Annotated in this window: 21 protein-coding genes and 1 pseudogene; 19 read left to right on the plus strand and 3 right to left on the minus strand. The window is 36.5% G+C overall.

All coding sequences use genetic code 11. The features are described from left to right. From KTI78_RS10400 to KTI78_RS10410, 3 genes are all read left to right on the plus strand, one after another. Nucleotides 1-1,386 (plus strand): YadA-like family protein (locus KTI78_RS10400; RefSeq protein WP_262446043.1); only part of this gene is annotated, 1,386 nt, incomplete at its 5' end. Between the two features lie 69 nt (nt 1,387-1,455). Then, nucleotides 1,456-2,280, plus strand: a complete 825-nt coding sequence (locus tag KTI78_RS10405; protein WP_262446044.1) for an OmpA family protein — start codon at nt 1,456-1,458, stop codon at nt 2,278-2,280. Nucleotides 2,281-2,610: 330 nt separating this feature from the next. Continuing rightward, nucleotides 2,611-2,955 carry a hypothetical protein gene (locus tag KTI78_RS10410; RefSeq protein ID WP_262446045.1) on the plus strand — a complete coding sequence of 115 codons (345 nt, stop codon included), beginning with the start codon at nt 2,611-2,613 and terminating at the stop codon, nt 2,953-2,955. Nucleotides 2,956-3,016: 61 nt separating this feature from the next. Here KTI78_RS10410 and KTI78_RS10415 read toward each other — a convergent pair whose 3' ends face one another. After that, complete coding sequence (locus tag KTI78_RS10415; RefSeq protein ID WP_262446046.1) at nt 3,017-3,130, minus strand: hypothetical protein; 114 nt, start codon at nt 3,128-3,130, stop codon at nt 3,017-3,019. Between the two features lie 475 nt (nt 3,131-3,605). On the opposite strand from KTI78_RS10415, the gene KTI78_RS10420 reads away from it, so the two are divergent. From KTI78_RS10420 to KTI78_RS10490, 15 genes and pseudogenes are all read left to right on the plus strand, one after another. Next, nucleotides 3,606-3,800 carry a hypothetical protein gene (locus tag KTI78_RS10420; RefSeq protein WP_224992585.1) on the plus strand — a complete coding sequence of 65 codons (195 nt, stop codon included), beginning with the start codon at nt 3,606-3,608 and terminating at the stop codon, nt 3,798-3,800. A 250-nt stretch (nt 3,801-4,050) separates the two neighbouring features. Further along, nucleotides 4,051-4,509: a hypothetical protein gene (locus tag KTI78_RS10425; RefSeq protein ID WP_262446047.1), complete on the plus strand. Its 459-nt coding sequence runs from the start codon at nt 4,051-4,053 to the stop codon at nt 4,507-4,509. A gap of 309 nt (nt 4,510-4,818) precedes the next feature. Further along, entirely contained in the window at nt 4,819-5,163 is a 345-nt protein-coding gene (locus tag KTI78_RS10430; protein ID WP_032055899.1) for a hypothetical protein, read from the plus strand. A gap of 124 nt (nt 5,164-5,287) precedes the next feature. Beyond that, nucleotides 5,288-6,231 (plus strand): annotated as a pseudogene (locus KTI78_RS10435) (DUF4424 family protein). A gap of 96 nt (nt 6,232-6,327) precedes the next feature. Beyond that, the gene (gene mumR / locus KTI78_RS10440) at nt 6,328-7,239 is read left to right on the plus strand and encodes a LysR family transcriptional regulator MumR (protein WP_016141501.1); all 912 of its coding nucleotides are present in this window, start codon (nt 6,328-6,330) and stop codon (nt 7,237-7,239) included. A gap of 297 nt (nt 7,240-7,536) precedes the next feature. Further along, a complete protein-coding gene (locus tag KTI78_RS10445) occupies nt 7,537-8,790 on the plus strand; it encodes an NRAMP family divalent metal transporter (RefSeq protein WP_224992589.1) in 1,254 nt (417 codons plus the stop codon). 34 nt (nt 8,791-8,824) lie between these two features. Continuing rightward, nucleotides 8,825-9,589 (plus strand): LamB/YcsF family protein, encoded by a 765-nt coding sequence (locus tag KTI78_RS10450; RefSeq protein ID WP_262446048.1) that lies wholly within the window; start codon nt 8,825-8,827, stop codon nt 9,587-9,589. Between the two features lie 2 nt (nt 9,590-9,591). After that, nucleotides 9,592-10,407 (plus strand): putative hydro-lyase, encoded by an 816-nt coding sequence (locus KTI78_RS10455; RefSeq protein ID WP_262446151.1) that lies wholly within the window; start codon nt 9,592-9,594, stop codon nt 10,405-10,407. Nucleotides 10,408-10,440: 33 nt separating this feature from the next. After that, nucleotides 10,441-12,024 (plus strand): urea amidolyase family protein, encoded by a 1,584-nt coding sequence (locus tag KTI78_RS10460; RefSeq protein WP_262446049.1) that lies wholly within the window; start codon nt 10,441-10,443, stop codon nt 12,022-12,024. After that, nucleotides 12,024-13,742: an acetyl/propionyl/methylcrotonyl-CoA carboxylase subunit alpha gene (locus tag KTI78_RS10465; RefSeq protein ID WP_262446152.1), complete on the plus strand. Its 1,719-nt coding sequence runs from the start codon at nt 12,024-12,026 to the stop codon at nt 13,740-13,742. The genes KTI78_RS10460 and KTI78_RS10465 overlap by 1 nt, the downstream gene beginning before the upstream one ends. Nucleotides 13,743-14,046: 304 nt before the next feature. Beyond that, nucleotides 14,047-15,267 (plus strand): chloride channel protein, encoded by a 1,221-nt coding sequence (locus KTI78_RS10470; protein ID WP_262446050.1) that lies wholly within the window; start codon nt 14,047-14,049, stop codon nt 15,265-15,267. Nucleotides 15,268-15,396: 129 nt separating this feature from the next. Then, nucleotides 15,397-16,623: a DUF6161 domain-containing protein gene (locus KTI78_RS10475; protein WP_262446051.1), complete on the plus strand. Its 1,227-nt coding sequence runs from the start codon at nt 15,397-15,399 to the stop codon at nt 16,621-16,623. Between the two features lie 56 nt (nt 16,624-16,679). Beyond that, complete coding sequence (locus tag KTI78_RS10480; RefSeq protein WP_262446053.1) at nt 16,680-17,609, plus strand: hypothetical protein; 930 nt, start codon at nt 16,680-16,682, stop codon at nt 17,607-17,609. Between the two features lie 60 nt (nt 17,610-17,669). Then, nucleotides 17,670-18,788: a J domain-containing protein gene (locus KTI78_RS10485; RefSeq protein ID WP_262446054.1), complete on the plus strand. Its 1,119-nt coding sequence runs from the start codon at nt 17,670-17,672 to the stop codon at nt 18,786-18,788. A gap of 983 nt (nt 18,789-19,771) precedes the next feature. Continuing rightward, nucleotides 19,772-20,338 (plus strand): TetR/AcrR family transcriptional regulator, encoded by a 567-nt coding sequence (locus KTI78_RS10490; protein WP_262446056.1) that lies wholly within the window; start codon nt 19,772-19,774, stop codon nt 20,336-20,338. Nucleotides 20,339-20,385: 47 nt separating this feature from the next. Here KTI78_RS10490 and KTI78_RS10495 read toward each other — a convergent pair whose 3' ends face one another. Beyond that, entirely contained in the window at nt 20,386-20,817 is a 432-nt protein-coding gene (locus KTI78_RS10495; RefSeq protein ID WP_216969070.1) for an SRPBCC family protein, read from the minus strand. A 128-nt stretch (nt 20,818-20,945) separates the two neighbouring features. Further along, nucleotides 20,946-21,878 (minus strand): aromatic amino acid DMT transporter YddG, encoded by a 933-nt coding sequence (gene yddG, locus KTI78_RS10500; RefSeq protein WP_262446057.1) that lies wholly within the window; start codon nt 21,876-21,878, stop codon nt 20,946-20,948. A 205-nt stretch (nt 21,879-22,083) separates the two neighbouring features. Between yddG and KTI78_RS10505 the strand changes: the two genes are divergently transcribed. Beyond that, nucleotides 22,084-23,034: a 3-hydroxyacyl-CoA dehydrogenase NAD-binding domain-containing protein gene (locus KTI78_RS10505; protein WP_262446058.1), complete on the plus strand. Its 951-nt coding sequence runs from the start codon at nt 22,084-22,086 to the stop codon at nt 23,032-23,034. Nucleotides 23,035-23,238 lie beyond the last annotated feature (204 nt).

Here is a 23,238-nt window from a genome sequence, read left to right on the forward strand (position 1 = left end):
AACATTGTTGTGACCAAGAGCACGAATGCGGATGGTTCAGACAACTATGTTGTTGCAACAGCCAAAGACGTGAAGTTCGACAAGACCACGGTAGGGAATGTTGTTACAGATAGTAAGACGAACAAGATTACGGGAGTAGAAGCAGGTACGGTAGCGGCTGATTCTAAAGATGTAATTAATGGTGGTCAGCTATTTGCTCAAGGTGAAGGTGTAAGAAATATTATTGGTGGGACAACGGTTTATAATCCTGTCACAGGTACATATACCAATAGTAATATTGGTGGTACTGGTAAAAATAATATTAATGATGCTATTGGCGCTGTTAATACGGCTGCAACCCAAGCAAAATCTACAGTTACTCAAGGTAGTAATATTGTTGTAACGCAAACTAAGAATGCGGATGGCTCTAACAATTATCAAGTGGCTACAGCTAAAGATGTGAACTTTGATAAGGTGAGCGTAGGTAATGTGGTTATTGATAGCAAAACTAATAAAATTACAGGAGTAGAGGCAGGTAAAGTAGCTGCTAATTCTAAAGATGTAATAAATGGTGGGCAGTTATATGCTCAAGGTGTAGGTGTAAAAGATATTATTGGAGGTAATACCACTTATGATCCAGCTACGGGTAAATACATCAATAATGATATTGGAGGCACCGGAGAAAATAACATTAATGATGCTATCGGGTCAGTTCGCTCTGCCGCAACGCAAGCGAAAACGACAGTAACTCAAGGTAGTAACATTGTTGTATCTCAAACTAAAAATGCGGATGGTTCTAACAATTATCAAGTGGCTACAGCTAAAGATGTGAACTTCGACAAAGTGAGCGTAGGTAATGTAGTGGTTGATAGTAAGGCTAATAAAATTACAGGTTTAGAGGCAGGTAAAGTGACTGCTACTTCTAAAGATGCTGTTAATGGTAGCCAATTACATACGACCAATAAAAAATTCACCGATGCTTTGGGTGGTGGCAGCCGCGTTGATGATCTGGGCAATATAACTGGACCATCTTATGAAATTGGAGGTAATTCATATAATAACGTTGGAGATGCACTTGGAGCGCTTCAAGACGCTTCTACCAGTAATTATAATACTTTAAATAATAAGATGGATCAGGGCTTTTATGAAGCGAATAAACGTATTGACGATGTGCAAAAACGTGCCAATGCAGGTATTGCTTCAGTATTAGCTTTAGAAAATGCTCCATTTGTTGCTGGTAAATATACTTATGGTGTAGGTACAGGGTTCTACGGTGGAGAGCAAGCCATTGGTGCGACTCTTCGCAAGACTGCTGATAATGGCCGTTGGAGTTTATCAGGCGGCGTTGCTGGGGGTACAACAGGTGGCGCTAGCATCCGTGTTGGTTTAAGTGGTGTAATCGATTAAGTCTAAATAGGGAGGAGTAGCCCTATAAGGACTACTCTTTCTTTAATATTAAATTAGGAGTAAAGAGATTTGAAAGCCTCAAAAATTATTATTGGATGCATGTTAGCTGTTTCAACCTCTGTAATGGCTGATTCATTGGTAGCCAATGCGACAAATATTAGCGTAGCTACAGAAAGTGAAGCCTCGCAATTCCCTGAACCAACAGCAACATATGTTAAAGCTGTACAACGTTATGATCTTAATCAAATAAAGAAATTAGATATAGGGTTAAATAAAAACCAAGTACGTTTCTTAATGGGTAATCCACACTTTTCAGAAGGTTTATGGGGAGTGCGTACGTGGGATTATTTAGTTGGTTTACAGAAAAAAAATAGTAATGAATATCAATTATGTCAACTACGAGTTGGTTTTGATAAAAATTACTTTGTAGATAGTTTGAAGTGGCGTGATCAAAGTTGCCAAGATTTGATTACACAAGAAGATATGAAAGCTGTAGCAGAACCCGCAGCGATGCAGCGTACTTATGCAACTAATGCAATTTTATTTAATTTTGATAAATCTTCAATTCATGATGTAGTAGGAGGTAATGAAGCCCTTGATCAAGTTAAAAATGATATCAAGAGTAATATACATAATATAAATCGTATAACAGTAACGGGTTATGCTGATGAAATGGGGAAAAATGATTATAACCAAAGATTATCTTATGCAAGAGCAGTAACTATTGCCAATGATTTGGTACAAAGCGGCTTAGCTCAAAGAGAAAATATTAATATTGACTCTAGAGGGGAGACAAAAGATTTTAAAAGTTGCCTTGGGATAGGAAAAAGAAATCAAGTTATTCAATGTTTAGAGCCAAATCGTCGTGTAGTTATTACTGCAAATGGAAGTTAATTAAATATTAATTAACTTTTAATTTAAAGACAGTCCTTATTTATTAAGTAAGGGCTGTTTTTTTATTTGTTTTTCTTTATTTGTATTAGCGATTGTTTTCTTATTTTTTATAATATTTATTTTGAAAATATATTTTTTAATTGTTTGGTGTTGTTGTATAATTAAAGAGCAAGCTTAAAATAAGTTAAGTTTGTATTTCAGGATTAAAGCTATTTTTGGCTTAAGAGCTCTATTGTTATTCACTAGAGCTTTTTTATTATTTGTTGTTTTAAATTTAAAGTCGTCTTATTAATTTTTAAAATTTAATTTATTAATTTGGAGTGTTGGTTTATGAGTTATCATGAGTTTTTTAAAAAAAAAGTTGTTTTCAAATTTCCTTATCGGAATAAAAACTGTTTTACTTTTTTTAGAGCTTTTGAGCTAATAGATATGGTACGCTTAGCTACAGCAGAAGAAATAAAAAGAGGAGAACGAATTGATGAAAATATTTATAAGAATGGTGAGTTAGTTTTAGATAAAGAAACAAAAAAAATGATTGATAGTGATATAAATTTTAAAAAAGAAGTTGAAGATATTTTAGAGTTAATAAAAAAACAAGAAGACGATTTGAAAGTTGTTAAAGAAAATTTGACCTCTATGATTATTGATTTTTTTGAAACAAGAGGTTTTAAGTAAAAAACTTTATAAGCAATATTGAAGACTTGTTGAAATTTGACAAATCTTCATATTGTTATAATTAAGTTGGATTTATTATATAAAAATAAATTATTATTAATAGTAATGTAGAGGTTGAGATAAATAGGTAGGTATTTAGTGTGTTGAAGCTTTTAATGAATTTTAGAAGGTTCATAAACTTAAATTTAGTTGGTTAAGTTGCGCATATTGTAATTTATTTGGAAATGTTTTTTCTTCAAAAAATCTCATGTTTTTATTTTTTGAGTTAAATTTTGTTTAATTTTTTTTAGATGTTGAATTTTAATTAATAAACAAAAGAATATTTAACTTAAATTAGCTCTTGGAGGGATATATTGTAGGTAAACATAAATTATTGATTTTTCCTAATTATATCTTGGAGTGCCATATAGTAGATTAAAATTGAGCTAAATTAATTTTAATAATAGATTTTATGATTGCTTTAAAAAAGTAAGACCTAAAGTTATACCGCGGGAGATAGATAGAGGCAATGTCATTAAGTTATTAGCAACTACAAGATCAACTGAACATAATTGTCTACAGACTGCTATAATAATGATCACCACAAAATTTAAACTAAGCTTGCCCCAAAGGCAGGCTTTTTGTATGTGCAAACAGATCTGCTAGGAAATATGAAACGTTATCTTAAACAAGTCCCAACAACCACTTCTCATTGGACGACAGAGCAAGATTGCTTCTTGATAGAAAATAATTCTCTTTCAATTTACGAACTTACAGTGCATCTCCCTTTTTCCGAAGATGAAATAAGAGTACGTAGAGCTGTTCTTGGTTTAGTCCGACGTGATAAGCAGATGAAAACATATTAATTTTACCAAATGGTAAAAATCAATATGAAAGAAAATATTTCAAAGTATCTCTATTCAAGCGTTTATTTTGTGGAGGAGTTATCAAAACCATAATTTTTTTCGGTGTTTTTTTGGTGCACTTTACATAAAGCTCTAACTACTTACAAACCAAGCTAATAAGGTTACCTTTACTTACATATCTTTAAGCATAATCAAAGTCATAAAACATTCATAGATCAGCACTTTATAACAATAGTACGGAGAGAGGTTAATGCCAAAGTATCTAGCTGTAGCCGAAAAGGTTTATAAAAATATAAAAAAAGATAGCTTATTCACTGATGACATTACTCAGAACCTTAACTGTTTAATTAGTCAGATTCGAAAAGCTATTAAAGGAACAGAGTTTAAGCTCAAATTCAACTATATAGACTTTGAAGAAAACTTAACCAAGCCGTTAAGTGAGTGCAAGGTTCAAATTGATCTGAGTGTTATGCCAAAGTTCGCAAATGAAGGGGAATATCTTCTTTGGTTAGCTGGTTTTATTGAGCGAATCACAGAAGGTGGAAAACCTAAATTACCGCCAATTTCACACTTTTTACCACCAGGTTTTAAGATGTCGAAAGATGCGTTTCCTATGACTGTTACTCCTCCAAAAGAAGAGCATGCAGACATGATTATCAATTATTTTAAATCTGAGGATTTTATTAAAAACAATAAAACTCCTTCATAAAGAATATAGAAGTGAATGTCCACCTTACTTCTATATACTGCTGGTTTTAACTCAGCGACCGCCTTCTGGGGCGGTTTTTTTTGCTTGTAAATAGCTATAACACAATTTATTACTTTCCCTAAAGCTATCTTTAAGTAAATGTTAAATGTATACAAATGTGCACATACTGATTAATTGTTTTTAAATTTCAAAATCTTAGTTATATCTTTTGGTAAAGAAAAATATACATTTTTCACATAAGCTATGTGCCAAGTAACGCAATGAAACATTTAGCTGTTCATAATCTTTAAAAAAGAGAGCATGAACGATATGAATGAAAACGCAGAGCTTATAAAATATATAGACGTTGCTGAGAACGTCTATGAACGTGTTTATGAGAATAATCAAGTTTCAAATAATTTGATTGTTAATCTCAACCGTATTATGGCGGAAATCAAAAAACAGGCTGAAGAAAAAGATCTGAAGTTAAAATATAATTCTATCGACTTTGAATATTGTCTGAGTTTGCCTGTAGCCGATAGAGATATAAAAATTGACCTCAGTTTAATTCCTCATTTTGAATACCGTGACGAATGCATTTTATGGCTAACCAATTTTATTGGGAAAATTAGTGTGCCTAAAAAGATGACGAGGCAGAAATTAAGTTTTCACTAAAAAATTAGAGTTTATAGAGATATATGAGTCATCACTAAAAGACTAACAGCTTTTACGCTTAAACAGTTATGCTTTATTGCAGATCGACATTTCATAATTAGAAAATGATATAGAGCACTTTAAAATGAAAAAGTTTGCAATAACCTTTGCTGTTTTGGTTCAGTTATCAACCTATGGTTTAGCCAATGATTCTACGGGTTACGTAGGTACAGGTGGGATTCAATATCTCAAAAATTCGCAGATTGCCATGCACAGCGAAGATCTATTTATCAGTAAAAAACTGGTTAAGGTCGAATACGCCTATAAAAATTTAAGCAATAAGGACGTAACAGAAACGATCTTATTTCCGCTACCGCGTATTGATAATTTCTTTGAGTCTGATTTTGCCCATACAGAACATCTTTTGAAAAGTTTTAAGATTGTGGTGGATGGTAAAATATAAAACCAGAGATACATGTGCGAACGTTTATTCAAAAAGATGAAAAATCACCTCTGATTGATACCACAGAAGAGTTTAAGCAGTGTGGGTTTAGTGAAAAAGATATGTTAAACCCATGGCTACGTAATACCTATGATTATGAATATTATGTAGATAAGTTAAAACAATGTAATAAGCCACAGATACAGAAAGTTTTAGCCAATTTTAAAAAGGATGATGTAATTCCTTGGTCATCTCAAGTGGTCTATAGCTGGAAACAAACCTTTAAAGCCAATAGTTTGACTAAAATTCACCATGAATATAAACCTTTGGTGGGCGGTTCTGTTGCTCTCTATCCAGATGAATATAACCAGCAATTTTGTATGGATAAACAATTTAAGCAAGGCTTAAAAAAAGCCAGTGCAGAAAATTCGCCGTTTAGTGCTTTGGGCTATATTTTGACGACGGGTGCAAATTGGGCAAAGCCAATTGAGAACTTTAAGCTCACCATTGAGCGAGATAAAGATGAACTTGTGTCATTTTGTTGGGATGGACCAGTCAAAAAGATTAGCCCAACTCAATTTCAAATGATCAAAACCAAGTTTGTGCCTAAAAAAGATTTGGATATTATTTTTGTGAGAGTGAAATAGGCCAAACTCAAATAAAACTGCATAAATGGGTAGCCTAATCACGCTAACAACTCCCATACTATAAAAGTAGGGAAGTTTTTTAAGACAGGATGACACGTGAATTTAAAGAATCTGGAAGCATTTTATTGGGTTGTGACTTTAAATAGCTTCAATAAAGCGGCGACTAAATTGCAAACCACCCAGCCTGCGGTCTCTCAAAAAATCACAGCTCTTGAAAATGAATTAGGTTTTAAAGTTTTAGATCGAAACTATCGGCAGTTTAAGCCTACTCATAAAGGCTTAACTTTATTTAAGTACGCCGAAAAATTTATGCGCCTAGAAACAGATCTGGTCGCAGAACTGACCGAAAACCAGCACCTGACGGGCACCATTCGTTTGGGAGTTTCCGAAACTATAGTTTATACATGGTTGGTCGAATATATCGAAAAGGTTCAACAAGAGTTCCCAAAAATTTCAGTCGAGATTGTGGTGGACCTTACACCTAACTTACAAGAAGGCGTTCGGACAGGCGACTTAGACATGGCATTCTTGCTTGGGCCAACTTTAGCTTTTGAATGTATTGAACAGACTTTGTGTGACTTTGAACTAAGTTTCTTGGCTTCACCGTCATTTAAAGGCGGAGTTGCTCAAATGTCTTTTAAAACTCTTATGTCACATACCATTTTAACTTATCCAAAAATTACCTATCCCTATAAAGAATTAAAAGCCCGAATGAAAGAACAAGGAATTGATGAACCACTTTCGATTACCAGTTATTCATTGGCGACTCTATTGCGTTTAGCCGAGCAGGGCTTAGGTATTGCTGTGGTGCCGACCTTAACGGCGTTAAAAGAAATTACCGATGGGCGACTAGAAATATTAAATACGCCTATTCAATTAAAAACCTTCCATTTCACCTCGATCTACATTCAAGGAAATGATGTGGCTTTAAAAGAGAAACTGACCGAAGTTGCAGTTAAGGTATCTGAATGTGCTATGAAAAGACTCAATGAGCAAATAAAAAAATAAGCTGTTTTATATGTAAAACAATAAAGGCAGCTTATTAACTTCAATAAGTAGAGCTTATCTTGATTTTTTAATAAGGACTAAACTATTTAAAATCAATAATTTAAATTTTTAACTTAATGTAAAAAGCCTTATTGTCCGTAAGGATGAGCTATGTTTTTATTTTAGCTACAAGATTTGATCGCCGATTGTGTCGATTGGGGAACAGGGAATCTTTGTCATTTTAAAGGATTAAAGAATATCGTTTAGGACAAAAATGGTGTTCTTAATTCAACTTGAAAATAGCGTTGTTAAGCTCAAATGGATGAGGAACGCATTAATATGTCTTTACTGAAATCTTCTTTTTTATCAGATCGCCAATGGGCCATTGTAGCCTCTATCTTTATGATGGCGACCTCTGCAATGGGGCCCGGATTTTTAACCCAAACTGCTGTATTTACAGTCAAGTTAGGGGCGGCATTTGGCTTTGCCATTTTAGTTTCCATTCTGATTGATTATGTGGTTCAACAAAATATTTGGCGAGTGGTCACACTGACCCAAATGCGTGCATCAGATATTGCCAATAAAGCATTACCAGGTAGTGGATATTTACTGGCGTTTTTGGTGATTTTAGGTGGTTTTTTCTTTAGTGTCGGTAACATTGCAGGTGCAGCTTTAGGCTTAAATGCACTTTTTGGTCTAGACACAAAGTGGGGCGGTATTTTAAGTGGTGCATTAGCCATTTTGATTTTTGCATCAAGAAAAGCAACGCTTGCCATGGATAAAAGCATGATTGTGTTGGGATTACTTAAAATCCTACTAATTATTATTGTGGCCGTTATTGTAATGCCTCCTGTGGGGCAAGCTGTACATCAAACCTTCGCTCCAGATCAAATCGACTTTGCCATTATTACTACCATTGTCGGCGGTACAGTGGGTGGCTATATCTGCTACGCGGGTGCACACCGTTTACTCGATAAAGGCGCGGTTGGCCCTGAAAATATTGATGAAGTTGCTAGAGCTGCGACCAAGGGTATTGTTGTGGTCGGCATCATGCGCTATGTGTTGTTCTTGGCTTTTCTAGGTGTGGTGGTGAGCGGTGCAACGATTGACTTAGCCAGCCATGATGCCAATCCGGCAGCTCAAGCATTCCAATATGCAGCGGGTACATTTGGCTTTAAATTATTTGGTTTAATTTTCTGGGCAGCAGGGATTAGTAGCACCATTGGCGCAGCATATACTTCAGTGTCATTCTTTACCGCGTTTAAAAAGAACCTAACCCCAAAGCAAACCAACTATACGACCATTACCTTTATTGCATTGGCTTTATTGCTGTATGTGGTATTGGGCGCGACTCCAGCAGGTCTACTCATTTTTGTAGGTGGTTTTAACGGTTTGGTGTTGCCAATTGGCCTTACAATTTTTGTGTATGTTGCTGCATGCCGTAAAGATTTAATGGGTAATTATAACTATCCAAAATGGTTGCTTATTTTGGGTGGATTAACATGTCTGTTGACGTGGTGGATGGGCTATATGTCGTTTACGACAGTGTTTAACTATTTGACCAAGCTTTAAGCCAGACTGCGTGAAGTGATAAAGGAATAATGCCATGTTTGTAGATTTAAATAGTGATTTGGGTGAAAGCTTTGGCTCATGGAAAATGGGTAATGATGACCAGATCTTACCTGTCGTGACCAGTGCCAATATTGCTTGTGGCTTCCATGCTGGCGACCCGCTCGGCATTTTAAAAACGGTTCGTAAAGCTGTTGAGTTGGGTGTGACTATTGGCGCTCACGTGTCTTATCCAGACCTTGTTGGTTTTGGCCGCCGTAATATGGATTTGTCGCGTGATGAACTCATTGCCGATGTGCTTTATCAAATTTCTGCACTCGATGGCTTGGCTAAAGTAGCAGGCTCAAAAGTGCAATACGTTAAACCGCATGGCGCACTTTATAACACCATTGCTCATGATCAAGCTCAGGCGGCAGCAGTAATTGATGCCATTAAAATGTATAACCCTGAACTGGTTTTAGTGGCTTTAGCTGGGTCGAACTTAGTCGAACAGGCACGTGCAGCTGGTTTAAAAGTTGTGTCAGAAGCTTTTGCAGACCGTGCTTATAACAGTGATGGTTCACTGGTGTCTCGTCGTCTCGAAGGTGCGGTTTTACATGACTCGGCATTTGTTGCGAGCCGTGTGGTTTCAATGCTTAAAAATGGTGGGGTTGAGTCAATTGAAGGTGTCTTTACCCCAATTCAAGCCGACACGATTTGCTTACATGGCGACACCGACGGTGCGCTAGAGATGTCGGCAGCCATTAAAGCCGAGCTTGTAAAAAACAATATTGAAATCCGCCCGTTTGTAAACAAAGCATAAGGATAAGCACCATGTATAAGGATATTAAAGTCGACCCAGCTCAGCTTAAAGCCGCATTAGATGCGCGTTTAAAAATCCGTGCAGGTTTTGATAAACCGACAGCAGGCATGGCGGCGGGTATGACGCAGGTCAACATGATTTCGGTGCCAAAAGAGTGGGCATATGACTTTTTACTATACGCACACCGTAACCCGCAAAGCTGTCCAGTACTTGATGTGCTTGAAGAAGGCATCTACGCAACTAAGCTTGCGGCAGATTCAGACATCCGAACTGACTTCCCGCGCTATCGCATTTGGAAAGATGGCGAAATGGTCGATGAAGTGACCGATGCAAGCGAGATTTATAACGCTCATCCTGATTTGGTGACTTTCTTAATTGGTTGCAGTTTTTCATTTGAAACCGCTTTGCAAGAAGCGGGGATTGAAGTTCGCCATATTCATGACGATACCAATGTGCCGATGTATTTAAGTAATATCAAGTGCCAACCAGCAGGGCGTATTTCAGGAAACATGGTGGTTTCTATGAGACCAATTCCATCGCATCAAATTAGTGAAGCGGTAAAAATTACCTCACGTATGCCAAGTGTGCATGGTGCACCTGTACATATTGGGCACCCTGAAAGCTTAGGCATTAAGGATGTAAATAAGCCTGACTTTGGTGATGCTTCTCGCATTGAAGCAGATGAAATTCCGGTATTTTGGGCATGCGGAGTAACACCGCAAGCAGCCGTCATGAACTCGAAAATTCCTTTTGCGATTAGTCATGCACCGGGTCACATGTTTATTACCGACATTCCTGACCGTGCTTGGATTGGCTAACTGGACTAAAGAAGAATTAAAAAGGATAAGCAAATGCGTTTTTTATCGGTAAACGCCGACTGTTTTCTGATTGAGCTTGCGAGCTTAGAGGAAACTTTGGCGTTGTACAATAAATTGCAAAATACGCAATTGAATGGAATTAAAGACTTAGTCCCCGCTGCAAAAACAATTTTGGTTTTTTTTAACGAGATCGAAACTAACTTTAAAACGCTGGTTGCTTCAATTCAGAGCCTCAAAGTTGATTCTGGATTTGAGCGTAGCAGCCAAGAAGTGATTGTGCCGATTCGTTATGATGGCGAAGACCTTGCGCAAGTTGCCGAGTTACAAGGTTTGTCTGTGGCTGATGTGATTAGAAAGCATCACCAAAGCGTGTGGAATGTGGCTTTTATTGGTTTTGCGCCGGGCTTTGCTTATATGAGCAGTCCCGATAAGCCTTTTACCGATATTCCACGCTTAACGGTTCCGCGTAAAAAAATACCGTCAGGCTCTCTGGGTTTGGCTGGAAAATACTCTGGTATTTACCCAAAAGACAGTCCAGGTGGTTGGCAGCTGATTGGGACTACATCGGAAAAAATGTGGGATTTAGAGCGTAAAAATCCAGCACTACTTTTACCGGGCATGACTGTACATTTTGAAGATGTCACGCATCGTCCAACTACGGTGACTGTACCACAGCAAATCACGCGTACAGTTGAGCCGAAACAATCTGTGCCGTTATTTACGATCACTGCACCAAGTCTACAGATGCTTATTCAAGATGAAGGGCGCCTAAACCAGACCAATATTGGGGTTGGTGTGGCAGGTGCAATGGATTTATCCGCCATGCACAGTGCTAACCGTATTGTGGGTAATCCAAGCGATACACCAGTCATTGAAGTTTTAAATGGTGGCTTAAAAGCCAAAATGCAGCATGCGGGTGTTATTGCGGTGGCTGGGGCTATTTCAAACATTCGTGTGAAATTTGCCGACGGGCAAACCGCAGACTTTGCAAGTTATCAACCGATTGATTTGGATGAAGGCGATGAATTTCAAATTCAACCACCAACAGCAGGCTTAAGAAACTATTTGGCCGTTCGTGGTGGTATAGACGTTGAACCTGTACTCGATAGTGCTTCGTTTGACAGCTTGGCAGTGCTAGGCCCAGAGCCTTTAAAGCTTGGAGATACTATTTATCAAGGGCAGGTCAAAGCAGCCAACATTAGCGTAAATGAAGTGGGCAAATGCGACTTGCCAAAAGCTGGCGAAGTCGTTGAGCTAGATATTGTGATGGGGCCGCGTACAGACTGGTTTGAACAAGACAGTATTGAACTACTGTGTCAGCAAGAGTGGCTGGTAACAAATGAAAGCAATCGCGTCGGGCTAAGACTTTCAGGTGCACAGCCTTTGACTCGCAAAATAACCCATGAACTAGAAAGTGAAGGTACATGCATTGGTGCTTTACAGATTCCACCGAGCGGCCAACCCGTTTTGTTTATGAATGATCACCCTTTAACGGGCGGATATCCGGTCATTGCTTCTGTTGCTAAACACCATTGGGACTTGGTGGCACAGATTCCGGCAGGTTGCCGCATCAAATTTAAAAAAATTGCCGAATTTACAGATTTTGAGAATGAATGATGAATACAGAAAAATTATTGATTGCTAACCGTGGTGAAATTGCCGTCCGTATTATTCATGCTTGCCGTGATATGGGCATTTCATCAGTCGCGTTATATGCAGATGATGACATCGGCAGCATGCATGTCGAACTTGCAGATGAAGCATGGGGCTTAGCTGGTGCGACTGCCAGTGAAACCTACCTAAATATTCCTGCCATTATCGAAATTGCAAAAAAATCGAAAGCAACCATGGTTCATCCGGGTTATGGCTTTTTATCTGAACGGGCTGAGTTTGCTCAAGCTGTGATTGATGCGGGCTTAAAATGGGTCGGGCCATCACCAAGTGCGATTGAAAAGCTAGGTGATAAAATCGAAGCACGTAAAATTGCCGCTTCTGTGGGTGCGCCGTTAGTTCAAGGTACGCAAGACCCACTCAACAATGCAGATGAAGCTTTAGCGTTTGCCAAACAGTTTGGTTTACCAATTGCCATTAAAGCTGCATTTGGTGGTGGTGGGCGTGGTTTAAAAGTCGCGTGGAAACTCGAAGAAGTTCAAGAGCTTTATGAGTCGGCAGTACGAGAGGCAAAAGCTGCCTTTGGTCGAGGTGAATGTTTTGTCGAGCAATATCTCGATAAACCGCGCCATGTAGAAGCGCAAGTGATTGCCGATCAGCATGGAAACATTGTGGTACTGGGTACACGTGATTGCTCGTTGCAACGCCGTAACCAAAAATTAGTCGAAGAAGCACCAGCGCCATTTATTAGCGATGAGATTTACCAGCAAATTTTAACCTCGGCAAAAAACATTTGTCAGGCCGCAAACTATGTGGGAGCGGGTACAGTTGAATATTTACTGAGTCGTGATGGCAAGCTTTCATTCTTAGAAGTAAATACCCGTTTGCAAGTTGAACACCCAGTGACCGAAGAAACCTCAAAAGTCGATTTGGTGGTGGAGCAAATTCGTGTTGCACAAGGTGAAGTGCTTTCTATTAAAGAAACACCAAAAGCACAAGGTCATGCCATTGAGTTTCGTATTAATGCCGAAGACCCAGCACGTGGTTTTATTCCGGCCTTTGGTGTGTTGAGTTTATTTGAAGCGCCGTTTGGTCATGGTGTACGGGTTGATACAGGTGTTCGGACTGGCTCTTTAGTGTCTAGCCACTTTGACTCACTCATGGCAAAAATGATTGTGACTGGTCCAACCCGTGAAGTTGCAATTGCTCGCGCCAAACGTGCATTAAAGCAATTTAAAATTGAAGGTGTGGCATCTGTTCTAGATTTCCACCGTGCAGTACTTAATGAACCTGACTTTACCGATGAATTTAATGTCCATACACGCTGGATCGAAAACGACTTTAAACAAGAGTTAAAGCCAACTAAACGGGGCATTCCAAACCATCAACAACCAATGCTACTCAGTTATATTGAAATTGATGGCAAGTTACACCGTTTAGGTTTACCTGCGGGTATGTTTGCACAAGGCCCAGCAACCGCAGTTCAAGCCCAAACAGCCGAGCCAGAAGTCAGTGCCGAACATTTACTTGCCCCAATTAATGGTGTGATTAGCAGTTGGAAAGTTGAAAATGGTGAGCAAGTCACCGAAGGGCAAGTGGTTGCCATTATGGAAGCCATGAAAATGGAAGTGCAGGTACTGGCGCACCGTAGTGGCGTTATTCAGATTAGTGCAGAGAAGGGCGCGACTTGTCATGCAGAAACTGTGATTGCTAGCATTAATTGAGATTTAAATAAGAGATTTGGCCTAATTGAGCGCGACTTTAATGTGGTCAAATCCAATGCTTATTTATTCACTTAGTTAATTGTTTTTCACAGTACTCGTTAACTATTTTCAACTTGAAAAATAGCGCCAATTATGAGATATTTGTCACAGTTTAGTGATACCAAAAATTAATCACTGTATTGAAAGCTCGCATATGCGGGCTTTAATTTTTAGCCCAGTTTAAGCATTTCTCACTTAATGAACTGGCAGCATAAAAATAATTTGAGAATTTGGCATCCACTCAAAGGCGAATTGAAGAAAGCGAATGAAAATTCTACCTTCATCTGAATATGATCAAATTCTAAAATACAGTGTCTATTGGCTCGTCATTTCGATTGTGATTGGAGTCGTAGCAGGGCTAGCCTCGACCTTAATTTTTGTTGCCTTTGATATTTCAAACAAAGTCAGAAGCCTACATCACTGGCTTATCTACTTTTTGCCTTTTGTGGGTTTTGGTATTGGTTACCTCATTAAAAAATATGGATCGCCGATTGAACGGGGAACTCATTTACTGATTGATGAAATTCACCAGCCTAAGTCGTTTATTCCAAAACGAATGAGTCCTATCATTTTTATCACCTCAATTTTAACGCAGTTGTTTGGTGGCTCAGCAGGACGTGAGGCGCCAGCAGTTCAGCTTTCGGGTGCATTAATTGACCACCTTAGTCATATATTAAAAATCTCGGAAGATAACCGAAAAATCTGCTTAATCGCCAGTATTGGCGCTGGTTTTGCAGGGGTGTTTGGCTTGCCTTTGGCGGGTGCGATCTATGGTTTAGAAATTACAGCTTTAGGTAATTTAAGATATTCAGCTATTTTTCCATGTTTTGTGTCAGCGCTTATTGCTTCGACCATTCCTGAACTATTCGATATTGTTCATCCGCATATTTTTTATGTGATTAGTGAGTTTCCAGCCATTCATTTTGGCACGCTCACGAACTTAATTGTGGCAGGTCTGATCTTTGGTTTAGCTGCACGTTTCTTTATTGCCGCCATTCATTTTGCCAGTGACGTCTTTTATAAATATATTCGCTATTTGCCATTAAGAACCATGGTCGGCGGTATTGTCATTATGCTACTTACTTTGTTCACTGCGCATCAGCAATACAATGGTTTGGGTACAGATAAAATTATTTCATCTTTTTATGTACCAATTGAGTTTTACGACTTTTTTAACAAGACCGTTTTTACCGCCATCACTTTAGGTTCAGGCTTTAAAGGTGGTGAAATTACGCCGTTGTTTTATGTGGGTGCGACATTAGGGAATGCTTTAGGGGCAGTTTTAAACCTACCAATTTCATTGCTTGCAGGCTTAGGTTTGGTGAGTCTGTTTTCAGGGGCGAGTAAGGCACCGTTAACGTCTATTATTTTAGCGATTGAACTATTTGGAATGAATGTTGCCACTTATGCCATTATTACTTGTTTATTGGCAGCGCTATTTTCTGGAAATTGTGGGTTGTATCGCCGTAAAAAGTTGATGGATTAGAAAATTTTTTTTATAAAAATAGCTTAAAAAATTAATTTAGTATGTAATTAAAAACTAAAATTTTATATTCTTAATTTGTAATCAATAATTGAAAAATTAATAAGTTTAAATAAATAGTTGGGAGTTATTATGAATTTTGATTTAAATATAAAGGATACTTTTGGTAAAGAGCTTCAATTTAATAATAGACAAGAAATAAGAAGTTTTCTTAATTTAGAAAAAGAATATTGGTTAGCTAAACGGAAAGAAATCGGTAAAAGTTTATCAGGAAATTTTCCTGCATTTCCTGAGCAAGCTGAACAATTTCTTGCACATTTTGATTTGTATGAAAAAGCAGTTCTTCTAGAGCCTCAGCCGGACAATTTAGCTCAGTTAAAGCACAATTATGAAGGTGCTAAGACGCAATTTATTCAATGGTGCGTCCAATATTGGATATATCGTGGAAATGCTCATACAGAGGCTTTATTGGATGCCTATAAATATTCTAATGAGTCAGGGGTTGCTTTTTGGAATGCAATTAAAAATCATCGTGTTGAAAATAACAGTCAACGATTTGATTCTTTTGCTGGAATAATGATGGCCTATGAGTTTCTATTCCAAAATGAGAGTTTTTTAAATAAAAGAAGATATACTGAAAAGCGTACATTTATAACTTTAAGGAATGAACTGGAAGATGAAAGAAATAAACAAATCTCAAATTTTGCGGAGTTTAATGAAGAATATTCTAAATGGTATGAGAATCTACAGGGAAATATAAATGACTGGTTTAAAGATTGCCGAGAGCGCTCAGATAATACAATCAATAATCATTCAACTTTTTTTAATCAGATGACTGAACATGCAATTGGACGCCATGAAGAACTTGAAAACTTATATGCTGAGAAATTGAGGTTGGAAAAACCTGCGAAATACTGGGAGGTACGAGCAAAGCAGCTTAAGATTCAAGGAGTTATTTGGTCAGTTTTATTAGTAGTAGTTTTATTAATTGGAATTGGTTATTTCACTTTATTATTTAAATATTGGCTTACGGGACAGCAAATCAGTATTTCATTACATAGTTTACAGGGAGCCGTATTACTTACAGTAATAATTTCAACTTTTATTTTTTCAATACGCGTTCTTTCTAGATTAGTATTTAGTTCATTTCACTTACAACGAGATGCAGAAGAAAGACAGCAATTAGCTTATGTATATTTAGCATTAAGTAACGAAACAAAGGTTGATGAAGAATCTAGAAAAATTATTTTACAGTCTTTATTTAGTCGCGCTGAAACTGGATTACTTGCTTCTGAGTCAGGCCCTACAATGCCAGCGATTGATGGTATTACAGGATTAGTTTCAAAAATAAATAAATAATAATTTTCTATGGTTTATTAAGTTGTTGTATTTTAAATATTTTTAGAGTTTGGCTAATGTTATCAAATAGTTTTTTTTCTCCATTAATTTCTATTTTTAAGATTCTTGTAAAATTTTTTTTTGGCAAAGATAAATCTCTAAATAAGCAATTAGAAGCTCGTTTAATAATGAGAGGTATTGTTGCAGAAATACCATTAGATTTGCCGTTGCATATAACTTATAAGAATGACGAGGAGCTTAAAGGTGTATATGTTATAGGTCTTTTAATCTGGAATAAAGGTAAACAAGCAATTGTTACTAATGACTTTCTTACGCCCTTACAAATTAAAGTTGCATCTGATGCTGATATTATTGATGTTAAGATATTATCTATTGAAGATCAGATGAAATATTCAAGAAATATAACTGATAAAAATACTATAAATATACAATTTGATTGTATGAATCCAAAAGAATATCTCATAGTGCCAATATTTATAACAGGAAACCCTATGGCTGAAGTGGAAATTTCTGGAAGAATTATTGGGCAAGAGATACCAATTGATCATACTGCGGAAGAGGTTAAAGCCTCTATTGGTGAAAGAATTTCTGCCTTATTGTTACTATTATTTATTATAAATATAGTTCCTGGATTTTTCATAGGTGGATGGTTAATTTGGAGAGACTATGGACTAAAAACTTTATTAAATAGTTGTAATGATATACCACAATATTTAAGTACACCTTTTATACTTGGTTTATTTGGAATAGGACTTTTTATTGTTTCAAGAATTAAAAATTGGAATGAGCGTAAAAAATATCCAGAGGGATATCCTTTGGACGCTGATTTGGAGCCGCCTTTTTTAAAAAATATTATAGGAATATTCAATACTGTTTTTATGGGTAAAAAGCAAAGAATTTCGGTTTCTATATTTAACTGGGGGAAACCTATTTTACTTACCAATAAAAAAGTTAGAAAACGTACAATTGATGATTGGATTTACTAATAATTTTATTGTAAGACAGATAGAATAATACGTATTCTATTAATAGAAGTGAGAGATTACTTGAATATATTTATTAATTATTATGAGATTTTACATGTATCTCAAGATGCTCCTGTTGAAATTATTAGATTGGCTTATAAAGGTTTAGCACAAAAATATCATCCTGATCGTTACCAAGGGAATGATGCAAATGGAAAAATGCAATTAATTAATGAAGCACTTGAAGTGTTAACTAATGAAAATAAACGTAAAGAGTTTGATTTGAAATTAAATTCTTTTAATCAACGAAAACAAAAAGAGAGAGATTTTCAAGAATATCAAAAAAGAAAGAAGTATGAAGATTTTCAGCAGCAAGAGAAAAATACTAGAAATTTTTCAAAAAATGATGATAAAGATCAGAAAGAAGCTAAAGATTTTAATGTCAATATCAATATAAATATTTCAAAAGGGCTTCATATTTTTAAGCCATTTTTAAATCTTTATAATATGATAAAAAGAAATAGCAAAAAAATTATTATATCTTTATCCATCTTAGGCGTAGCCATAATTTTAATTAGTACTATTCTATCAATATATGAGAATACAAGATACTCAGAAAATATTGTTACTGAAGGCCCTTTACAAGCTGATGAGACTGTGAATACTTTATATGCATCTACTTCTGAATCTGTCAGTACACCAGAATTAGTTAATACTACTAATGAACAGCCTAAAGTAATTCCATATCGACCAGATCTAATGAATAAAGCTGTCCAAAGTATTATTAATATTCAAGAAGAGAGTGGCATCATAGGTGTGGTCAAAGAAATTCATGACTGCTATATAGATAAAAAAGAGGAGAGGCTTTATTGTCTATTCTTAGACTTGACAGCTAGGATGCTTGATTTAGGTGCTTCTCAGACAATGGGTATTATTCGTGATGATTACTTAATGGATGAACGAGTATTAACTAGAATAAATAATAATTACTATATACCAAATAGTATTGACTCAAATACAGCAACTGAACATGTGCAAAGAATGAATGCCGAACTAGCAGAAATATTTAAAGAAAAATATCAAGAAAAAATAAAAAATATGCACTCTTCTGATAATCTTAATAAATCTGTTGAAGAGGAATTGTCAGATGTAAATAATGATGAAATGAAAGCAGATCAACCATCTAGTAATTTAATCTAAATTTATTAAATCTTTTGAGATAATAGATAAAATTCGCTTTTATTACTTGGAGACTTTAAATCTGATTTGTATAAGTTATTTTATTATTAATGTAAAAATTCAATATTTAAAAAACAATTGTTCTAATTTGATACGAATAGAATTCTATATTCTTGACGACAAGAAAAGTGAATAATATCCTTTCTTTCTGGTAGAACGGAAAGAGGACATCTCAGGATGTGCTGGTCTCTTTGGCACCAGTCTGCTAACTCTTTTTCGTTCTACTACCATAATTATTCCGCAGAGATTGATAGAATTATATTCATTTCTGAGCTTGTATTTAATTGTTATAACTAAACAAACAGATCCTACATATCAATATTCAATTAGTTTTTAAAATCTTCAAAACTTGAAAATAATTTAGAACCCAACCGCTCTACTTTAATACGATTGTTATTTTCTACGCTTGACGACAACACAACCGAATACTATCCTTTGCGGGCTAGCCTACATTGCTAGCGGGTTTTAGCAGACCCTATTTAACAAAGACGATATTCGAAACCTAGTTTTGTGTATCGTGAACTCGTTCGCCCCCTTTTTCTCTACGGTAGGGCGGAAGGGGGACACCTTCGGGTGTGCTGGTTTCTTTGTTGCCAGTCTGCTAACCCTCTTTCGTCCTGCCACCATCATTTAGCAGTGATCGGTAGGATTTCTTTTGTTAACAAAGGAGTCCGCTATGCGTACTAATTCTTCTAAATTTTTGGCCTTTGCCAAACTCTCTCTGCCCATAACGTCAAACTGGTCTTTAAAACGGTTTAATCGACTCTAGGTTTTCTACGACCTTAAATCGTTACGACTAAAAAATCATAGCAACAATAAAACCGAGATAGGTAAGCACAACTTTATTGTGTCGTTTTTGCATGCCTGTTTTTAGCACTCATTTTAAGAGTGACGGCATTTCTATCTCTTTTAGATACAACAAAAAATTATTTTAAGCGGTATATATGAACAATTTAGAATCTTCATTTAGAGCACTACGAGTGCTGCACACGGCAAAAGATTTATTTACTCAAGATGGGTTTAACACGGTGGGGGTTGACCGAATTATTGCTGAGGCCAAAATTCCCAAAGCGACTTTCTATAACATCTTTCATTCAAAAGCACGACTCATCGAGATGTGTTTAACCTTTCAAACGGATGCGCTCAAAGTAAAAGTCCTTTCAATTATCAATTCATACAGCGAACTTATGGTGTTCGATAAACTCAAGCAAATTTACTTTTTACATGCCAATTTAGAAGGGTTTTACCGTTTGCCATTTAAAGCAATTTTTGAAATTGAAAAATGCTATGCAACGGCTTATCGGGTGGTTGTTGATTATAGAAACTGGTTTATCAATGAGATTTATAAGCTACTTCTTACTGTCAAAACTAGCGCTTCAATAAAAGACGCACACATGTTTCTATTTGCAATTGATGGAGCAATGGTTCAGCTGTTAAGTGCTAATAGCGTAGATGAACGCGATAAATTACTAGATTACTTTTTATTTATGCTATCTGAGCATTCAACTTAAATCTTAAAAAAAGCCCGTAACTGGGCTTTTTGTTTTAGATGCAGTGATTAAAACTTAAGTTTCTTAAGCCCACGGCTCACGCCATTTTCTAAAGCTTTTTTAATAATAAGACCAATGAAGGGTACGCGGCCTTTAAAGCTAATGGTGTAATCTAAACGACTTCGATTATTTCCCAAGTCAGTAAATTTCATGACACCACGGTGAGCTTTAATTGGGCTAATGCCGCTCGTAATTGCATATTCGATCAGTTCATTTTCTTTATAGACTAAATTTGTTTCTACAAACGAAGGGGTCAATGGAATAGACATTTTGCGCGCAGAGCCAACACCATTGCGCGCATCCTTTCCGTTGCTAATACGAGTCACTTTAGCCGGCGCAAAAAGTTTACTTAGGTTTTCATGCTCACTTAAGGTTGCAAAGACTTTGTCTACAGGTGCATCAAATTCTTGTACGATGTTGATTTTTTGAGTTTTTAACATCTTATTTCCTCTAGAAATTATTTTGACATTGGTAATTGTCAGAATTTGGATGTTAGCACGCTTTGGGTAAAGGGGGAATTCTAATTCGTCGGAGTTATCTTAAGTCCGAAAAAAGCATTGCGATAAATCTACAATGCTTTTTGGCCTTTTCTTAATTTTTTAAAGTAAGGTTGAATCACAGACCAGTTTGTTGAAACCCAGCAAATAAATGAACCAGCCGTAACCATTGCCGTTCCTTGCCAAAAGCTCATTGAAAGTTGAGTTTGTAAAACAAACATTGCCAAAATAGACGAAATAATCGGGGTGAAATAAGAAGCCACCACAAGTATGGTAATGTTTCCATGAATGATGCCAATGTTCCAAGCAGCATAACCAAAACCCATGGCAGCAGATGCCACTAAAAGGGTGAGGAGAGCTGCAATATCCATTGAAGGAATGGCAAATTGCCCAGAGACGAGCAGCTTGAGCCATAGGGTGAGTGCGACACCAACAAAGAAAATGGAAATGGGATTTTGCCCATTGCTCATTTTTTTGGTGATTACACAGTAAAAAGCCCAGATGATGGCACCTGTAAATGCCAAAATATAGCTCAGTGGGTTGCTATGAAAATTATCGACAAGACTATTTAGACTAAAATCGCCATTTCCGGTCTGAATAAAAATAATGCCTGAGATTGAGATGAGTAAGCCGAGAATAATAAGAAAATTAAACTTTAATTCCTTAAAAATAACAAAAGCTAAAACCGTTAAACTCGGCCACAGATAGTTAACAATACTAATTTCAATTGCTTGTCGCGCTGTCTGAGAATAAGCAATCGCGAATGAAAAGCACACCTCATAAGCCACGAACAGAATGGTGCCAAATATTAAGTATTTTTTTGAGATCTGCTTAAAATCTGGAACCTTAAAAATGGCAAGCAACAGTAGCGCACTTAAAGAATAAATAAGCGTAACACCTAGCTCAGGACCAATGGCGGCACTGACTTGCTTCATCAGACCGACCAGAGATGCCCACATGAGAATGGCGCTTAAACCAATCAATGTTGCTAGATTTTTTGACATAAAATTCAGTAAATAACGGTTAAAAAAAGGTAAAAGATTAAGTTGTACTAATGAAAGGAATCAATTTTCAAGCTAAGGAATATAGGACAAATTATATAAAATATAAACAATTAAATTTATTGATTGGTTGAATCTGCTATGTTTATTTAAGCATTCATTTGAGTAAAGAAATTTCTTAATAAAACAACATTTTTACGAGGAAAATATGGAAGTCATTAAAACGGTTGGTGTTGTTGGAGCTGGTGTAATAGGTGCGAGTTGGACGGCCTTATTTTTACATAAAGGATTTAAAGTTAAGGTTTATGACCCATATCCGATCGATGAAGCGGTCTTTAAAAAAAGAATATCTGCAAATTTAAACGATTTATTGGCTTTAGACCAAAACGCTGAACACAGTTATTCTCCGCAAGGTGTGCTGCTTCATCTGGAAATTTTTAATCACTTAAAAGATGCGGTTTCAGATGTAGATTTTATTCAAGAAAATGCCCCTGAACGTCTCGATGTAAAACAACAGTTATATCAAGAAATCACAGCATATTGCCCTGAACATACCATTATTGCCTCAAGTTCATCGGGCTTAAAAGTGTCTGATTTTCAAAAAGAGGCGCGGCATCCTGAACGTGTTTTATTAGGTCATCCTTTTAATCCGCCTCATCTCTTACCCTTGGTCGAGATCGTTGGTGGTAATTTGACAAATCCTCAAATTTTGAAACAGGCTTCTGAGTTCTATAAACAACTGGGCAAAAATCCAATTGTTTTAAATAAAGAAGTAAAAGGGCATGTCGCAAACCGTTTACAGGCTGCACTATGGCGAGAAGCTTTTTCATTGGTTGAACAAGGCGTGTGCTCTGCCGATGATGTTGATGTCGCGATTACCAGTGGGCCGGGTTTAAGATGGGCGCTCTTTGGACCCTATATTAATATGCAGCTTGCAAACCAAAAAGGGTTTAAAGAGGCAATTCATCATTTAGGCCCACCAATGACAGAATGGTGGAATGATATGCACGCATTTCAACATTCAGACGAGACAACAGAGTTATTGGAAGCTGAAACCAACCAGCTTTTAAACCAATATAAAGATGTCGATTTATACCAAACCAGAGACAAAGGTCTGGTTGATATTTTAAAGCTCAGACAGCAACTTAAAATTGATTAATTCAAATTTTTAAGACAAAGCCAATCATTTTAGTGCATAGATGATTGGCTTTTTGCTGGGTCAAATAACAAAACACGCCTAATTGAAACAATCCTACATTCATTAAATGTTACTGAAATCTCTGTCGCGTTGCATTTGCACTATATGCCTTACGTGAAAGGTAAGAAACGTTGCAAACCGTAAAGAAAGCCTCCTCATAATCAA

It is taken from the genome of Acinetobacter sp. WU_MDCI_Abxe161, from assembly GCF_025514355.1.
GTDB lineage: Bacteria > Pseudomonadota > Gammaproteobacteria > Pseudomonadales > Moraxellaceae > Acinetobacter > Acinetobacter pittii_E.